At 65.1% G+C, this 15,250-nt stretch carries 16 protein-coding genes; 13 read left to right on the top strand and 3 right to left on the bottom strand.

The window, feature by feature from the left end:
* Positions 1 to 30: 30 nt before the first annotated feature.
* From ybgC to QA649_RS38930, 3 genes are all read left to right on the top strand, one after another.
* Positions 31 to 480 carry a tol-pal system-associated acyl-CoA thioesterase gene (gene ybgC, locus QA649_RS38940; protein ID WP_283021780.1) on the top strand — a complete coding sequence of 150 codons (450 nt, stop codon included), beginning with the start codon at positions 31 to 33 and terminating at the stop codon, positions 478 to 480.
* 94 nt (positions 481 to 574) lie between these two features.
* Entirely contained in the window at positions 575 to 1,042 is a 468-nt protein-coding gene (locus QA649_RS38935; RefSeq protein ID WP_283021779.1) for a nuclear transport factor 2 family protein, read from the top strand.
* Between the two features lie 93 nt (positions 1,043 to 1,135).
* Complete coding sequence (locus QA649_RS38930; protein WP_283020138.1) at positions 1,136 to 2,101, top strand: IS5 family transposase; 966 nt, start codon at positions 1,136 to 1,138, stop codon at positions 2,099 to 2,101.
* A gap of 275 nt (positions 2,102 to 2,376) precedes the next feature.
* On the opposite strand, the gene QA649_RS38925 is transcribed toward QA649_RS38930, so the two are convergent.
* Together QA649_RS38925 and QA649_RS38920 are read right to left on the bottom strand one after the other, a co-directional pair.
* On the bottom strand, positions 2,377 to 3,090 hold the full coding sequence (locus tag QA649_RS38925; RefSeq protein ID WP_283021778.1) for a gamma-glutamyl-gamma-aminobutyrate hydrolase family protein: 714 nt from the start codon (positions 3,088 to 3,090) through the stop codon (positions 2,377 to 2,379).
* A gap of 28 nt (positions 3,091 to 3,118) precedes the next feature.
* Positions 3,119 to 4,045 carry a LysR family transcriptional regulator gene (locus tag QA649_RS38920; RefSeq protein WP_283021777.1) on the bottom strand — a complete coding sequence of 309 codons (927 nt, stop codon included), beginning with the start codon at positions 4,043 to 4,045 and terminating at the stop codon, positions 3,119 to 3,121.
* A 184-nt stretch (positions 4,046 to 4,229) separates the two neighbouring features.
* Between QA649_RS38920 and QA649_RS38915 the strand changes: the two genes are divergently transcribed.
* The 9 genes from QA649_RS38915 to QA649_RS38875 are packed head-to-tail and all read left to right on the top strand — an operon-like array spanning position 4,230 to position 13,005.
* On the top strand, positions 4,230 to 5,153 hold the full coding sequence (locus tag QA649_RS38915; protein WP_283026200.1) for an N-carbamoyl-D-amino-acid hydrolase: 924 nt from the start codon (positions 4,230 to 4,232) through the stop codon (positions 5,151 to 5,153).
* Positions 5,154 to 5,203: 50 nt separating this feature from the next.
* Positions 5,204 to 6,031, top strand: coding sequence for an ABC transporter substrate-binding protein (locus QA649_RS38910; protein ID WP_283021776.1), 828 nt, complete (start codon positions 5,204 to 5,206; stop codon positions 6,029 to 6,031).
* The gene (locus QA649_RS38905) at positions 6,028 to 6,885 is read left to right on the top strand and encodes an amino acid ABC transporter permease (RefSeq protein WP_283021775.1); all 858 of its coding nucleotides are present in this window, start codon (positions 6,028 to 6,030) and stop codon (positions 6,883 to 6,885) included. Before QA649_RS38910 ends, QA649_RS38905 begins: the two co-directional genes overlap by 4 nt.
* Complete coding sequence (locus tag QA649_RS38900) at positions 6,882 to 7,646, top strand: amino acid ABC transporter ATP-binding protein (protein ID WP_283021774.1); 765 nt, start codon at positions 6,882 to 6,884, stop codon at positions 7,644 to 7,646. The genes QA649_RS38905 and QA649_RS38900 overlap by 4 nt, the downstream gene beginning before the upstream one ends.
* A gap of 16 nt (positions 7,647 to 7,662) precedes the next feature.
* Positions 7,663 to 8,493: an ABC transporter substrate-binding protein gene (locus QA649_RS38895; RefSeq protein WP_283021773.1), complete on the top strand. Its 831-nt coding sequence runs from the start codon at positions 7,663 to 7,665 to the stop codon at positions 8,491 to 8,493.
* Positions 8,480 to 9,364, top strand: coding sequence for a polysaccharide deacetylase (locus QA649_RS38890; protein ID WP_283021772.1), 885 nt, complete (start codon positions 8,480 to 8,482; stop codon positions 9,362 to 9,364). The genes QA649_RS38895 and QA649_RS38890 overlap by 14 nt, the downstream gene beginning before the upstream one ends.
* Before the next feature lie 8 nt (positions 9,365 to 9,372).
* Complete coding sequence (locus QA649_RS38885) at positions 9,373 to 10,029, top strand: aspartate/glutamate racemase family protein (protein ID WP_283021771.1); 657 nt, start codon at positions 9,373 to 9,375, stop codon at positions 10,027 to 10,029.
* Positions 10,030 to 10,051: 22 nt separating this feature from the next.
* Positions 10,052 to 11,635, top strand: a complete 1,584-nt coding sequence (locus tag QA649_RS38880; protein WP_283021770.1) for an ABC transporter substrate-binding protein — start codon at positions 10,052 to 10,054, stop codon at positions 11,633 to 11,635.
* Positions 11,632 to 13,005 carry an amidohydrolase family protein gene (locus QA649_RS38875; RefSeq protein ID WP_283021769.1) on the top strand — a complete coding sequence of 458 codons (1,374 nt, stop codon included), beginning with the start codon at positions 11,632 to 11,634 and terminating at the stop codon, positions 13,003 to 13,005. Before QA649_RS38880 ends, QA649_RS38875 begins: the two co-directional genes overlap by 4 nt.
* Here the strand turns inward: QA649_RS38875 and QA649_RS38870 are convergent.
* Entirely contained in the window at positions 12,995 to 13,918 is a 924-nt protein-coding gene (locus tag QA649_RS38870) for a LysR substrate-binding domain-containing protein (RefSeq protein WP_283021768.1), read from the bottom strand. The two genes, QA649_RS38875 and QA649_RS38870, sit on opposite strands and share 11 nt — an antisense overlap.
* A gap of 275 nt (positions 13,919 to 14,193) precedes the next feature.
* Between QA649_RS38870 and QA649_RS38865 the strand changes: the two genes are divergently transcribed.
* Positions 14,194 to 15,228 (top strand): ABC transporter substrate-binding protein, encoded by a 1,035-nt coding sequence (locus QA649_RS38865; RefSeq protein WP_283021767.1) that lies wholly within the window; start codon positions 14,194 to 14,196, stop codon positions 15,226 to 15,228.
* Positions 15,229 to 15,250 lie beyond the last annotated feature (22 nt).

Raw genomic sequence — 15,250 nt, 5'->3', positions numbered from 1 at the left:
GCGACAGCGACAAGCGAAGAGGCTCGCGACGTGACTGCCCATCTCGACGGCGAGATCCGCGACGGCCGCCACCACATGCAGGTCCGCGTCTACTACGAGGACACGGATTTTTCCGGCATCGTCTATCACGCCAATTATCTGCGCTACATGGAGCGCGGCCGGACCAATCATCTCAGGCTGATGGGCGCCGAGCAGCAGGCGCTGTTCGAGCAGGTGGAGACGGAAGGCGCAGGCTTTGCCTTCGTCGTGCGCTCGATGCATCTCGATTTCCTCAAGCCCGCGCGGATGGACGACGTGCTCGACGTCGTGACCTGGCCGATCGCGGTGAAGGGCGCCTCCATCATGCTGGCGCAGGAGGTCCGGCGCGGTGAGGACGTGCTGGTGAAAGCCGAGGTGCGCGTCGCCTTCATCAGCGGCGGCCGCGCCCAGCCGATCCCGAAGTCGATCCGCACGCTGATGAAAGCTGATTTGATTTCCTGATCGCCCGATAAGTGATCGGCCGATAGGTGATGGCCTATCGACTCCGTCAATTGCAGCGATAGATTTGCGGCCCCGATCAACCGATGAGGCCACCATGTCGCGCCCGCCGCTTCCGCCCTTTACCCGAGAGACCGCCGCGCAGAAGGCCCGTATGGCCGAGGATGCCTGGAATTCGCGCGATCCGGTGCGTGTCTCACTCGCCTATACCGAGGACAGCCGCTGGCGTAACCGCTCCGAGGTGTTTCAGGGCCGCGAGGCCATTGTCGCGTTCCTCACCCGTAAATGGGAGAAGGAGCAGGACTACCGCCTGATCAAGGACCTCTGGGCCTTCGACGGCGACCGCATCGCCGTGCGCTTCCAGTACGAATGGCACGATGCAAACGGCCAGTGGTACCGCTCCTACGGTAACGAGCAGTGGGAGTTCGACGAGCACGGCTTGATGAAACGTCGCGAGGCATCGATCAACGACATCATGATTGCGGAGAAGGACCGCCGCTTTCACTGGGCGGCGCCGGGGCCGCGGCCGGCGGATGTGCCGGGGCTGGGGACGGATCCGTTCTGAGTTTCTTGCAGACGGTGCTGCTTCACCCTCTCCCCTTGTGGGCCTGTTGCGTAATTCGCCAGTTGTGATTCCCTAGGGCAAAGCCTTGAGGGGATGACGATGGCGGTTAAGCGGACGGGACAGCCGAGCTTTGTGGAAGCACTGATGCCGAAGGGGGCCGGCGCCAATGCAGCGCTGGATCGGCTGGCTGGCCTGGTCAAGTGGTACCGGTTCGAGAAGCTGATCGGCCATCTGCGGGATGAAGGGAGCCCCGGTCGTCCAGGCTATCCGGTGCTGGTGCTGTTTCGTGCGGTGCTGTTGCAGTCGCTCTATGGTCTTTCGGAACGCGAACTCGAGGAAGCGTTGGGCGACCGGTTGTCGTTCAAGCGCTTCGTCGGTTTGAGCCTCGAAGATGCGACGCCCGACCACACGGTTCTGAACCGCTTCCGGAACCAGCTCGTCGAACAAGGGCTGTTGGAGAAGCTGTTTGGCGAGCTGGATCGCCAGCTCGAGAATGCCGGGGTCATCCTCAAGCGCGGCACGATGCTGGATGCGACCTTGATCCAGGCGGTGTCAACCCCTCCGAAGCAGGATCGTCCCTCAAACGACCCAGATGCCCGGTTTACCAAGCGGCAGGGCAAGGGTGGTTCGACCTTCGGCTACAAGGCTCACATGGGTGTCGACGAGGGATCCGGCCTGATCCGCGCAGTCCTGACCACGCCCGCCAATGTCAACGACACAACGCCGGCCGACGAACTGATCCGTGGCGATGAAGCCGTGGTGTGGGCCGATGCAGCCTACGACACCCATGCCCGACGGGCTCGGCTGAAAGCGGAAGGCAAGAAGCCCCGCATCGCCCGTCGTCCCAACCGACATCACCCGGAGCTACCGCCTCGGCTCAAACGCTACAACCTCCTCATCGCGCGCCGACGAGCCCAGGTCGAGACCACCTTCGCCACTCTCAAACGCCGCATGCGGCTGACCTGCATCCGCTATGTCGGTCTCATGAAGGCAAGCGGGCAGGTCCTGCTTGCCTCCATCGCGTTCAACATGAGGCGCTGGGCCGCGCTCGCCGCCTGAGACGCCCGCCAAGGGCACCAAGTACAGATCTCGGCCTGACAATCGGCGTCAACACAGCCCTCTCTCCCTACGTCTCCTGCCTCAAAAGGCCGTAGCGCAACAGGCCCCTTGTGGGAGAGGGTGGCTCGCCGCGCAGCGGCGAGACGGGTGAGGGGTTTCTCTCCGCGAGTCCACTCTCACTTTAACTCGCGGATGCGTACCCCTCATCCGGCGCTTCGCGCCACCTTCTCCCACAAGGGGAGAAGGGAAGAGGAGCGTGCCGCCAGCGCCGCGAACTACGGCGACGTGCGCCTTGCCAAAAACCGCGTAATCGCCCCACCCAGCTTGGCGCTGTCCATCGGCTCCGCCAGCGACGCTCTCGCCGTGGCGACGACGTCATCCGGCGCCTTGCCGTCGCGCAGGTCGCAGCATACCTCGGCAAATCCCGCATCGAACTCCGGATGCGGCTGCACGGTCAGCGTCGCGCCGTTGGCATAGAGCAGGCCGGCATGCGGAGTGAACTCGGAGGAGAGGATCGTCAGCGCGTCGTTGGGCGGCTCGATCACCTGGTCCTGATGCGAGGCGGCGATAGCGACCGCTTCGCCGTCGACGACGCCGTTCTCCGGCAGCACCTGATAGACGTGGCGGCCGATGCCCCAGCCCTTGTCGGATTTGCGCACGGTGCCGCCGAGCGCCTGCGCGATCAGCTGATGGCCGAAGCAGACGCCGACCATCGGTGTCTTGTTGGTGTAGGCCTTGCGGACGAAGTCCTCCAGCGGCGCGATCCAGTCGAGCCCGTCATAGACGCCGGCGGCAGCGCCCGTGATCAGCACCGCTTCGAGCTTGCCGGGATCGGGAAGCGCATCGCCGTTGGGGATGCTGACGACCTCGACCGTCGCCGTCGGATCCTCGGTGCGGATCATCCGTTCGAACATGTCCGGAAACGAGCCGTGCCGCTCGCGATATTTTGGCGGGACCCGTCCGGTCTCGATGATGGTGATGCGTGCCATGTGCCCCCCGGATGAAAGGTTGCGAAGCTCAGTCGCTTTCTGCTCCATGTTGCTGGTGTGGCGCTGTGCGCTCCAGCAGCGCGCTTTCCTTGCGCACTTCGTTGAGAAAGGCCTTGGCGAGGCGCGACAGCGGCTCGGCCTCCGACCACAGCATATAGGCAACCGCGTGCGTCGTCGGCGTGAACGGCCGGACGACGAGGCCGCTGCCGCCGTTCTGCCGCGGCGAGAACGGGTCGACCACCGCGGCACCGACGCCGGCGGCGGCGAGCACGCAGGCCGTGTTGCAGTAACGCACCTCGACGGTCGGCTGGAAGGGTGCGCCGGCACGGGCAAAACTGTCGCGCACGGCTTCGCCCAGCCGCGTGCCGCGTTCGAGCCCGATGAAGGGCAGGCCGGACAAATCGGCGGCCGAGATCACGGGGCGGTCGGCGAGCGGGTGCTGCGGCGGCAGCACGCAGACCATCTCGCCGGTGTGCACGACCTCATGTGCGATGCCGGGATGATGCGTCAGCCCGAGCGCGAAGCCGAGCTCGGCGACACGGCTGAGCACGCCCTCGATGATGCCCTCGTAACGCCGCACGTCGAAGAACACGCGTGTCTCCGGGCGCCGGCGCAAGAAACCTGACAGCGCGGAGGGAATGATGCTGTAGGCGAGCGGCGGTGTCGCCACGATGGCGAGATGCCCGGAGCGGTTTTCGCGCAGATCGCGCACGCGGTTCTCGAGTTTTGCGTGCAGTGCGAAGATCGCCTCGCTCTCTTTGTAGAGCGCCATCGCTTCGGCGGTCGGAAACAGCCGGTTGTTGACGCGCTCGAACAGCGCAAAGCCCGCCTGCGCTTCCATGATCTTCAGCGCGTTGCTGACCGCAGGCTGCGACAGCGCCAGTTCGTCCGCCGCCGCTACGGTGGTGCGGTGGCGGATGACGGCACGCAGGATCTCGAGCTGGCGCAGGTTCATATCACTGCCGATTATACTAAGGGCCAAAACATCATAGCAGAACGAATTGATTTTGCAGCCCCGCTTCTCCGTAATGGCAGCGGATTTGCGCGTTGCATCAATGGGTTCATTCGCCCACTGAGGCAGCACTGCGCACAGATTGGAGGCAGTCTTGGTTCGTGTCCTTCGCGCCGCCGCCGCCCAGATGGGGCCGACGCAAAAAGCAGATTCGCGCGAGCATACGCTGGCGCGGATGCTCGCGCTTCTGGAGGAGGCCGCCGGCCGCGGCGCCAGCCTCGTGGTGTTTCCGGAGCTTGCCTTCACCACCTTCTTCCCGCGCTGGCTGCTGGAGGGCGAGGCGCTCGACCAATATTTCGAGCGCGGCATGCCGAACCCGGCGGTGGCAAAGCTGTTCGACCGCGCGCGTGCGCTCCGCGTCGGCTTCTATGTCGGCTATGCCGAGCTGACGCCGGACGGCCGCCGCTACAATTGCGCCGTCCTGGTCGATCGCGACGGCGAGATTCTCGGCCGCTATCGCAAGGTGCACCTGCCGGGCTCGGTCGAGCCGCGCGAGGGCGCCCGCTACCAGCAGCTCGAAAAACGCTATTTCGAATATGGCGACCTCGGCTTTCCCGCGTTCCGCGCCGGCTCGGCCTGGGCTCACGCCATCATGGGCATGATGATCTGCAACGATCGCCGCTGGCCGGAATCCTGGCGCGTGCTCGGCCTGCAAGGCGTCGAGCTCGTCTGCATCGGCTACAATTCGGCGGCCTATGATCCCAATGGCGGCACGACGGAGGACGGAGCGCTCCGCACTTTCCACTCGACGCTGGTGACGCAGGCCAACGCCTATATGAACGCGACCTGGGCGATCTCGGTGGCGAAGGCGGGCGAGGAGGATGGCTCCGGACTGATCGGCGGCTCCTGCATCGTCGATCCCAATGGCCGCATCGTCGCACAGGCGCAGACGCTCGCGGACGAGGTGATCGTCGCAGACATCGATCTCGATCTCTGCCGCCAGGGCAAGGACAAGATGTTCAACTTCGCCGCCCACCGGCGGCCCGAGCAATACCGGGTGATCACCGAACGCGCCGGCGTCATCGAGCCGGCGGTTCTCGACGCCGACTGAGCAAGTGGCACGGCGCTGGCAAAGGAGCTGACATGGGCAAAGGAGCTGACATGACACGCCTCTCGTTTTCTCTCGCCGTTGCCGCGCTGGCTGCGGTGACCTCCGCGCAAGCCGCCGAGCTTCCGGCGGAGATCAAGCAGGCGGGCACCTTGAAGCTCACCGTCAACTCCACCTACGCGCCGATGGAATATCGCGATCCCGCGACCAACGAGCTGGTCGGGCTCGACATCGATCTGGCCAATGAGCTCGCCAAGCGGCTCGGCGGCCTCAAGATCGCCTGGAGCGAGACGCCGTTTGCCGAGCTGATCCCGTCGCTCCAGACCAGGCGCGCCGATTTCATCATCTCCGGCATCTCGGACCGCGCCTCGCGGCGCGAGACTGCCGATTTCGTCGACTATCTCGCGACCGGCCCGCAGTTCTTCGTGATGGCGGACAACGCCGCCAAGGACGCGACCGATCTCTGCGGCAAGAAGGTCGGCACCACCCGCAGCACCAGCTTCCCGGTCGAGATCGAGAAGTGGAGCAAGCAGAACTGCGAGCCGGCCGGCAAGCCGGCGATCCAGTACGTTCCGGGCGAGAACTCGATCGACGTCCGCAACCAGCTCAAGCAGGGCCGCATCGATGCCGCCGTGCAGGGCAGCGAGACGCTGCCCTATGCGCAATCCCAGGAACCCGGCAAATACCGCATCGTCGGCGACGCGTTTGCAAAAGGCTATCAGGGCATCATGTTCCGCAAGGACGATGCCGCTTTGCGCGAGGTGGTGACCGAGAAGCTCGCCGCCATGATCGCCGACGGCGCCTACAAGGCCATTCTCGACAAATGGGGCCTGGGCGCGAACGCGGTGGCCCAGCCCATGATGAACGCGGCGCCGCAATGAAGCCGGCGCCGGCACTCGCGGAGGGATTTCCCGATCTGTCGGGCATGCGGATCGCGCGCGAGCCGCATTGGTTTCGCTGGATCAGCGCGGCCCTGATTATCCTTGTGCTGGCGGCGATCGCGCGCGCGTTTGCGAACGGCCAGATCGAATGGTCCTATGTCAGCCGCTTCCTGACCGTGAAGGTCATCCTCGAAGGCATCGTCAACACCATGGTGATGGCGGTGCTGGCGATGATGCTCGGCATCTTTCTCGGCATCGTCGTCGCGATTATGCGGCTGTCGCCCAATCCGGTGCTGAGTTCCGTTGCTGCCGGTTATACATGGCTGTTCCGCGGCACGCCGCTGATCTTGCAACTGCTGCTGTGGTTCAATCTGGCGCTGGTGTTTCCGACCATCGGCATTCCCGGCCTGTGGAGCGCACGGGCCGTCGACGTCATGACGCCGTTCCTCGCCGCGCTGCTCGGGCTCGGCATCAACCAGGGCGCCTATACATCGGAAGTGATGCGCGCCGGCATGCTGTCGGTCGACATCGGGCAATATGAGGCGGCGCAGGCGATCGGCATGGGACGGCTGCGCGCGCTGCGCCGGATCGTGCTGCCGCAGGCGATGCGGGTGGTGATCCCGCCGCTCGGCAACGAGTTCATCGGCATGGTGAAGGCGACCTCACTCGCGAGCGTCATCCAGTATCCGGAACTGCTGCACAACGCCGAGAACATCTATTACGCCAACTCCCGCGTCATCGAGCTCCTGATCGTCGCGGGGCTCTGGTACCTGCTCGTGGTCTCGATCCTGACACCGCTCCAGATGTTGCTCGAACGCCGCTTTGCACGCGGCACATTGCGGCTCGCGCGATGACAAAACCCCTCGTCGCGATCCGCACCGTCAGCAAGAATTTTGGAGAGTTCCAGGCTCTCAAGAACGTCTCGCTCGACGTCTGGCCCGGCGAGGTGATGTGCCTGATCGGCGCCTCAGGCTCGGGCAAGACCACGCTGCTCCGCTGCATCAACCAGCTCGCGACGATCGATGCCGGCGGCATCTGGCTCGACGGCGAGCTTTTGGGTGTGCGCGAGCAGGGTGGGAAGCTTCACCGTCTCTCCGAGCGCGAGATCGGGCGGCAGCGGCTCAAGACCGGCATGGTTTTCCAGCGCTTCAATCTGTTTCCGCACAAGACTGCGCTGGAGAACATCACCGAAGGCCCGACCCAGGTGCAGGGGCGTAAAGCCGATGAGGTGCGCACTGAAGCGCTCGAGTTGCTCCGCCGTGTCGGGCTTGCGGCCAAGGCGGACTCGTATCCCGCGCAGCTTTCCGGCGGCCAGCAGCAGCGCGTCGCGATCGCGCGGGCGCTCGCGATGAAGCCGATGCTGATGCTGTTCGACGAGCCGACCAGCGCGCTCGATCCCGAGCTCGTCGGCGAGGTGCTCGCGGTCATGAAGGAGCTGGCGCGAAGCGGCATGACCATGATGGTGGTGACGCACGAGCTCGGCTTCGCGCGCGAGGTCGCCGACCGCGTCGTCTATATGGACCAGGGCGCGATCGTCGAGCAGGGCCGCGCATCCGACGTTCTGGGCGCGCCGCGCGAGGAGCGCACCAAGGCATTTCTTTCGGCAGTGATCTGACATTGGGGGTGTGGTGATGAAGAGGCTTTTGGTTGCGGTGGCGCTGGTTGGCGCCATGACCGTTTCGGCTCTAAGTGTTCAGGCTTGGGCCATCGAGCTGCCGCCTGACATCGCCAAGCGCGGCAGCCTCAAGGTGGCGCTGGTGCCGAACTATCCGCCGATGGAATTCCGCGATCCCGCCACCAACGCGCTGTCCGGATTCGACATTGATCTCGGCGAGGCGATCGGCCGCAAGCTCGGCGTCAAGATCGAATGGACCGAGACCAGCTTTGCCGAATTCATGCCGTCGATCTCGACGGGGCGGGTGGATGCCATCCTGTCCGGCTTCACCGATTATGCGAGCCGGCACGAGATCGCGTCCTTCGTCGACTATCTGCGCAGCGGTCCGAAATTCTTCGTGCAGCAGTCCCGTGCGTCCGAGTTCAAGGACATGGCTGCGCTGTGCGGCAAGAAGGTCGGCGCCAGCCGCCGGACCATGTTTCCGGCGGAGATCGACAAGTGGAGCCAGAAGAACTGCGGCAGCAATCCGATCCAGTTCGTCGGCACCGACGGCTCGGCCGATGCGCGTAACCAGCTCAGGCAGGGCCGTATCGACGCCGCCGTGCAGGGCAACGAGACGCTGCCCTATCTGATGGACCTCGAGCCGGGCACCTATGCACCGGTCGGTGATCCCTTCGCGACGCAGTTCACGGGCATCGCGCTGCCGGTCAAGGAAAAGGCACTTCAGCAGGCCATTCTCGAGGCCGTCGATGCGCTGATCGCCGACGGCACCTACAAGACCCTGCTGGCGAAGTGGAAACTCAACGACAACGGATTAGAGAAGGCGACCATCAATGCTGGACAGTAAGGCACTCAAGAGCATCCCGCTCGTCCCGGCCAACACCGCGGATCCCGCGCCCGAATACCCCTGGCCGAAGCCGTACAAGTCGGCGATGTTCCTGTCGTTCGACGTGGACGCGGAGAGCGCCTGGACCAGCAAGGATGCGGTGCATGCGCAGCGGCTCATCACCATGAGCTATGGCGGTTACGAGGCGCGCGTCGGCACGCCGAAGCTGCTGGAGCTGCTCGACCAGCTCGATCTCAAGGCGACGTTCTTCGTCACGGGCTGGTCGGTCGATGCGCATCCCGCGATGGCCGAATCGATTCTGAAGGCCGGCCACGAGATCGGCCATCACGGCTATCACCATCTGCTGCCTGATCCCGGCGATCCCTGGATCGAGGAGGAGCTGGAGCGCGGCTTCGAGGCGCTGAAGCGCCGGCTCGGCGTCAAGCCGACCGGCTATCGCGCGCCCTATGGCGAGTTCACCGAGGAGCTGCGCGTCGCGCTGGTGCGCCATGGCATCGTCTACACCTCCTCATTCCGCGACGACGTCAGGCCCTATCGCCATCGTCTTGCCGACGGCAAGCCCGGCACGATCGAGCTGCCGGTCACCGCCAGCTATGACGACTGGATGCACGGCCTGTCCGCGCGCTTCAGCCCGCGCTCGATCTTCCCCAAGGAGCATGTGCTTTCAATGTGGAAGGACGAGCTGGACGAGGTCCGCGACTGGGGTGCGATGGTGACGACCGTGCTGCATCCGCAATGCAGCGGCCGACCGATGCGGCTGCGTCTGCTGCGCGAGTTTCTCACTTACGCAAAGTCGTGCCCGGACGTCTGGATCACCACGGGCGAGAAGATCGCGGAGAACTTCCTGCGCCACGAAGCCGGCAATCGCTGAGCAGTGCCATGACCCGTCGCCGCGTCCTCGTCATCAACCCCAACTCCTCGGCGTCGGTGACGGCGGCGATCGACGACGCGGTCGCGCCGCTGCGCATCGCCGGCGGGCCTGACATCGAGGTGGTCGGCCTTGCCGAGGGCCCGCCGGGCATCAGCTCGCAGCGCGATGCCGACAGCGTCGTCATGCCGCTGGTGAACCGTGTGTCGCGTGACGATGCCGATGCCTTCGTACTTGCCTGCTTCAGCGATCCCGGCCTGCACGCGGTGCGCGAAGCGGCCGGTGGACGCCCCGTGCTGGGCATCGCCGAATGCGCCATCTTCCGCGCGCTGATGCTGGGCGAGCGGTTTGGAATCATCGCGCTATCGCCGTCGAGCATCCGCCGCCAGCAGCGCATGGCGCGCGTGATGGGCGTTGACAGCCGCTATGCCGGAAGCTGGTCGGTCGGCGCGAGCGCGGCCGAGACGGCCGGCGCGGACATGCGCGGCCGCTTGATCGACGCCGGCCGCGTGCTGGTCACGCAATGTCGCGCCGATGTCGTCGTGATGGGCTGCGCCGGCATGGCCTCGCATCGCGCGGCGATTGCGGATGCGATCGGTGTGCGCGTGATCGAGCCGGCGCAACAGGCGGTCGCGGCCGCGATCGGCGCGGTCTTGTTGAACACGTAAGATCCTTTAGGAGCCTCTTGTAATGCCTATCTCCCGCCGTTCGTTCCTCAAGGCCGCCGCAGCCATGCCGGCGCTGTCGCTGCCGGGCATCGTCCGCGCTGAATCCCAGTCCACGCTGCGCTTCATCCCTGTCATCGATCTCGCCTTCGTCGATCCCATCTATTCGACCGCGCAGGTGTCGCGAAACCATGGCTTCATGGTCTATGACACGCTCTACGGCATGAGCTCTTCCCTGCAAGTTTCGCCGCAGATGCTGTCGGGTCACGTCGTCTCCGGCGACCAGCTCCAGTGGGATCTCAGCTTGCGCGACGGCCTGTTCTGGCACGATGGCGAGCGCGTGCTCGCGCGTGACTGCGTCGCCAGCATCCGCCGCTGGGCGGCGCGCGACGGCTTTGGCGGCGAGCTGCTGGAGGCGACCGCCGAACTGTCGGCCGCCGATGACCGCACCATCCGCTTCCGCCTCAAGCGTCCGTTCCCGCTGCTGCCGCAGGCGCTCGGCAAGGCCGCGATCAACGCCTGCTTCATGATGCCGGAGCGGCTGGCGAGTCAGGATCCGTTCAAGCCGCTGACCGAGGTGATCGGCAGCGGCCCGTTCCGCTATCTCGCCGACGAGCGGGTGCAGGGCGCGCGCAACGCCTATGCCAAATTCGAGCGCTACCAGCCGCGCACGGACGGCAAGCCGGATTGGACCGCCGGTCCGAAGATCGTGCATTACGATCGCGTGGTCTGGACCACCACGCCCGATGCCGGCACCGGCGTCGCCGCGCTCCAGACCGGCGAGCAGGACTGGCAGGAGACCACGCCGCATGATCTGTTGCCGGTGATCAGGGCCGCCGGCGACATCGAAGCGCGCATTCTCGATCCCCGCGGCTACGCTTGCATGCTGCGCCTCAATCACCTTCAGCCGCCGTTCGACAATCCCGCCATCCGCCGCGCGCTGCTCGGCGCGATCGATCAGTCCGCGTTCATGACCGCTGTTGCCGGCATCGATCCGGCATTCCAGGTTTCACCGATCGGCTATTTCGCCCCAGGCACGCCGATGGCGAGCGACGTCGGCCTCGACGTGTTCCGCGGTCCGCGCAACTACGACAAGGTCAAGGCGGATCTGAAGGCCGCCGGCTACAACGGCGAGAAGATCGTGCTGCTCGTTCCCACCAACTCGCTGGCGCAAAAGCCGCTCGGCGAGATCGCCGTGGATAGCTTGCGCAAGGCCGGCATGAATGTCGAATATGCCGGGCTCGATTTCGCCGTGGTGTTGCAGCGCCAGCTCAAGAAGGATCCGATCGGGCAGGGCGGCTGGAGCGCGGCGGTCGGCAACTGGCAGGGCATCGACTGGCTCAACCCGGCCGGCAACACCAACATCCGCGGCGAAGGCAAGGTCGCCGGCTGGTATGCGAGCACGAAGATGGGCGAGTTGCGCAGCCAGTGGCTGGCGGCTTCCCAGCTCGCCGAGCAGCAGCGCATCTGCCGCGAGATCCAGGCGGTCGCGTTCGAGGAAATCCCCTATATTCCGATCGGCCTGTACAAGCAGCCGACCGCCTATCGCAAGGCCATCACCGGCATTCTCGACGGCACCGCCGTGTTCTGGAACGTACGCCCCGCATGAGCACCACAGCAATTTTTGGCAGCTATGTGCTGTCACGGAAAGACGGCGTGCAGGATGTGCTGCGCGACCATTGGGTCCTGGTCGAAGGCAAGAGGATCGCCGCAGTCACGCGCGACAAGCCGCGTGCCGATCAGGTTTTTGATCGGCCCGGCCGCTTCGTGCTGCCGGGCCTGCTCAACCTGCACAATCACTGCTTCTCCGAAGCGGTGGCGCGCAGCCACACCGAGGACGGCAACGGCCGCAAGAACAACCAGAGCATCGTCTACACGGTGCTGCTGCCGCTCACCAAGCGCGGCGCCGATATCCTGTCGGCGGAAGAGCGCCTAGCGGTGGCGCGGCTCGGCATCCTCCAGCTCCTCAAGGGCGGCGCCACCACGGTGATGGAGCCGTTCCGCAACTCGATCCCCGAGATGTTCGACGCCGCGGAGGAGATGGGCATCCGCTTCTACGGCGCGCCTTATCTGTTCTCGACGTCGGACGCCAAGGCGGGCCCCGACGGCGTGGTCCGCTATTCCGGCGAAGACGGCGCCGCCGACATGGCGACGTGGGACGCGCTCTATCAGCGCTGGAATAATCGCGGCGACGGCCGCGTCTCGCTTGCCATGAGTCCGCATGCCACCGACACGTGCGGTCCTGATCTCCTGAAGGCCTGCGCCGCGCGGGCGCGCGAGCTCGGCGTGCCCATCACGACGCACATGGCACAGAGCCGCGCCGAGGTCGAGACCATCGGCAAGCGCTATGGCGGCCGCACCCCGGCACAATATCTCGACTGGCTCGGCCTGCTCGCGCCCGATCTGATGGCGGCGCATTGCATGTTCAGCGGCGACGACGATCTCAAGCTCATGGCCGCGCGCGGCATGACCGTCTTGAACTGCCCGCGCGTATTCGCGCGCGCCGGCATCACCGCCGCCTTCAGCCGGTTCGCCGAGCACGGCGTGCGCACCGTGGTCGGCACCGACGGTTACAACATGGACCTGCTCGGCGAGCTCAATGCGGCCTCGCTGATCTCCAAGGTCACCTCGGCGCGCCCTGATGTCGCGAACTCACCCGAGTTGATCGAAGCGAACACGGCCGTCGCCGCCGATGTCATCAAGCGCCCCGATCTCGGCCGCATCGAGCCAGGCGCCACCGCCGATCTCACCGTCGTCGATCTCACCCATCCCCATCTTCAGCCGCTGTTCGATCCGCGCCGCGCGCTGATCGCGCTGGGCAATCGCGCCAATATCGATCAGGTCATGGTCGACGGCCGCGTGCTGGTCGACGAGGGACGCTATCTCGGTGCGGATGAGGCGACGATCACCGCGGCAGGTACAGCCGCGATCGGCAAGATCTGGGATTTGCCGGAGGCGCAGGCGGCTTTCAGCGGCTGAGCGCGGCCTCGGGCAGGTCCTCAAACTCCACCAGCGCCTTGCGCATGGTCTCGACCAGATCCAGCGCCACCGGCGAGGGGCTGCGCTGCGCCGGAAAAACGGCGGAGAATTCGAAGTCGATGCGCGGCAGGAAGCGGCGCACGACGATACCGCGCGTGGCAAATTCCTGCGCGGTGAAGGGATCGCAGATCGAAACGCCGAGCCCCGACGACACCATGCCGCACATGATCTCCGACAGCGTGGTCTCGACCCGGAGCACGCGGCGGACATCGTGGCGATGGAAGACCTGGTCGACGAGATGCCGGCTCGACGATCCCGCCGACAGCGAGATGAACGTCTCGCCCTCGAAATCGCGCGGCTCCAGCACTTCCTTTTCTGCAAGGCGATGACCGGTCGGCAGCACCGCGACGCGCGCCAATGCCGGCAGCCGCTGGCTCGGCAGGCCGGAATGCGCGATCGGCACCTCGGCAAAGCCGATGTCGCATTGATTGTTCAAGACCCAGTCGACCACGATCGGCGAGATCACGCCGAAGAAGGCAAGATTGAGGTTGGGGCGTTCCATCAGGAAATGTCCGGCAAGGCGTGGCAAATATCCGTTTGCCAGCGCCGGCAGCGCAGCGATGCGCAACGAGCCGGTGCGGCGTCCCCGGATTTCCTCGGCCGCCGCCGTGATGCGTTCGAGGCCGACAAAGGAGCGCTCCACTTCGGTGTAGAGCGCCATCGCCGCGGCGGTCGGCACCAGGCCGGTGCCGCGCCGCTCGAACAGCTCCATCTTCAGCAGCGCCTGGAGGTCGCGCAGCAGCCGGCTCACCGCCGGCTGGGTCACCGCCATCAGCTTCGCCGCCTCGGTGACGCTGCCGGTCAGCATCGTCGCGCGGAAGGCCTCCACCTGCCGCGAATTGATCCGCGCCATCCCCAAGTCCAGTCATAACATTTCGGCATGCAAAGGGTGCCATTATTCATTGGACGATGGAAGTATAGGTTGCGATCTTTTTCATCAGGACTGGAGACAGCCCGCTTTTTCGGCAGATTGGAGGGGTTCAAACCTCCAAATCGCGCCAAAACCCGCCGAATGGGGGCCGGAGCCCTGATCGGAGAGGGATTCGCGCGGAAGGAGATGCGGAAGGCGCTTCAGCCAGCGAGACTCGTCGGCACGTCACCTCATTCCGGTATTGGAGATCGGTCCATATGAAGACTCTTCGCCTTCTGACAGCGATCAGCGTCGCGGCGCTCATTGCCGCCCCCTCGGTCGCCTCGGCCCAGCAGAAAACGCTCTATGTCGCCGGCTACGGCGGCTCGTTCGAGAAGACCATCCGCGACGAGGTGATCCCGGCCTTCGAGAAGGAGAATGGCGTCAAGGTCGAATACGTCGCCGGCAACTCCACCGATACGTTGGCCAAGCTTCAGGCGCAGAAGGGCAATCAGCAGATCGACGTCGCCATCGTTGACGACGGCCCGATGTACCAGGCGATCCAGCTCGGCTTCTGCGGCAAGCTCGACGGCCTGCCGGCCGATCTCTACGACACCGCGCGCTTCAAGGACGATCGCGCGGTCGCGATCGGCATCGTCGCAACCGGCCTGATGTACAACACCAAGGTGTTTGCCGAGAAAGGCTGGGCGCCGCCGACCTCGTGGAACGATTTGAAGGACACGAAATACGCAAAACAGCTCGTGATCCCGCCGATCAACAACACCTATGGTCTCGAAGCGCTGGTGATGCTGTCGAAGATGAATGGCGGCGGCGAGACCAACGTCGATTCCGGCTTCAAGATATTCAAGGAGCAGATCAATCCGAACGTGCTCGCCTATGAGCCGTCGCCGGGCAAGATGACCGAGCTGTTCCAGTCCGGTCAGGCCGTGATTGCGGTGTGGGGCACCGGCCGCGTGCAGAGCTTTGCCAATACCGGCTTCCCCGTCGATTTCGTCTATCCCAAGGAAGGCGCCGCAACGCTGCTCACCACTGCCTGTCCGATCACCAAGCCGAACGCCTCGCCGCTGGCCTCGAGCTTCGTCAAGATGCTGCTCGACCCGAAGATCCAGCTCGTGATGCTCAAGGACTATGGCTACGGCCCGGTGCTGAAATCGCTGGTGATCCCGCCGGAGCTCGGCAAGATGGCGCCGATCGGCGAGCGCGCGGCGAAGCTCTACAATCCGGACTGGACCGTCATCAACGAGAAGCGCGAGGAGTGGACCAAGCGCTGGAATCGTGAGGTCGAACGCTGATCGTTCGCAGCGGAGACAGCGT

The organism is Bradyrhizobium sp. CB1717, from assembly GCF_029714325.1.
In the GTDB taxonomy this organism is placed as follows: Bacteria; Pseudomonadota; Alphaproteobacteria; order Rhizobiales; family Xanthobacteraceae; genus Bradyrhizobium.
The sequence above is the reverse complement of the archived record's forward strand: the minus strand, read 5'-3'. Positions and strand labels throughout refer to the sequence as shown.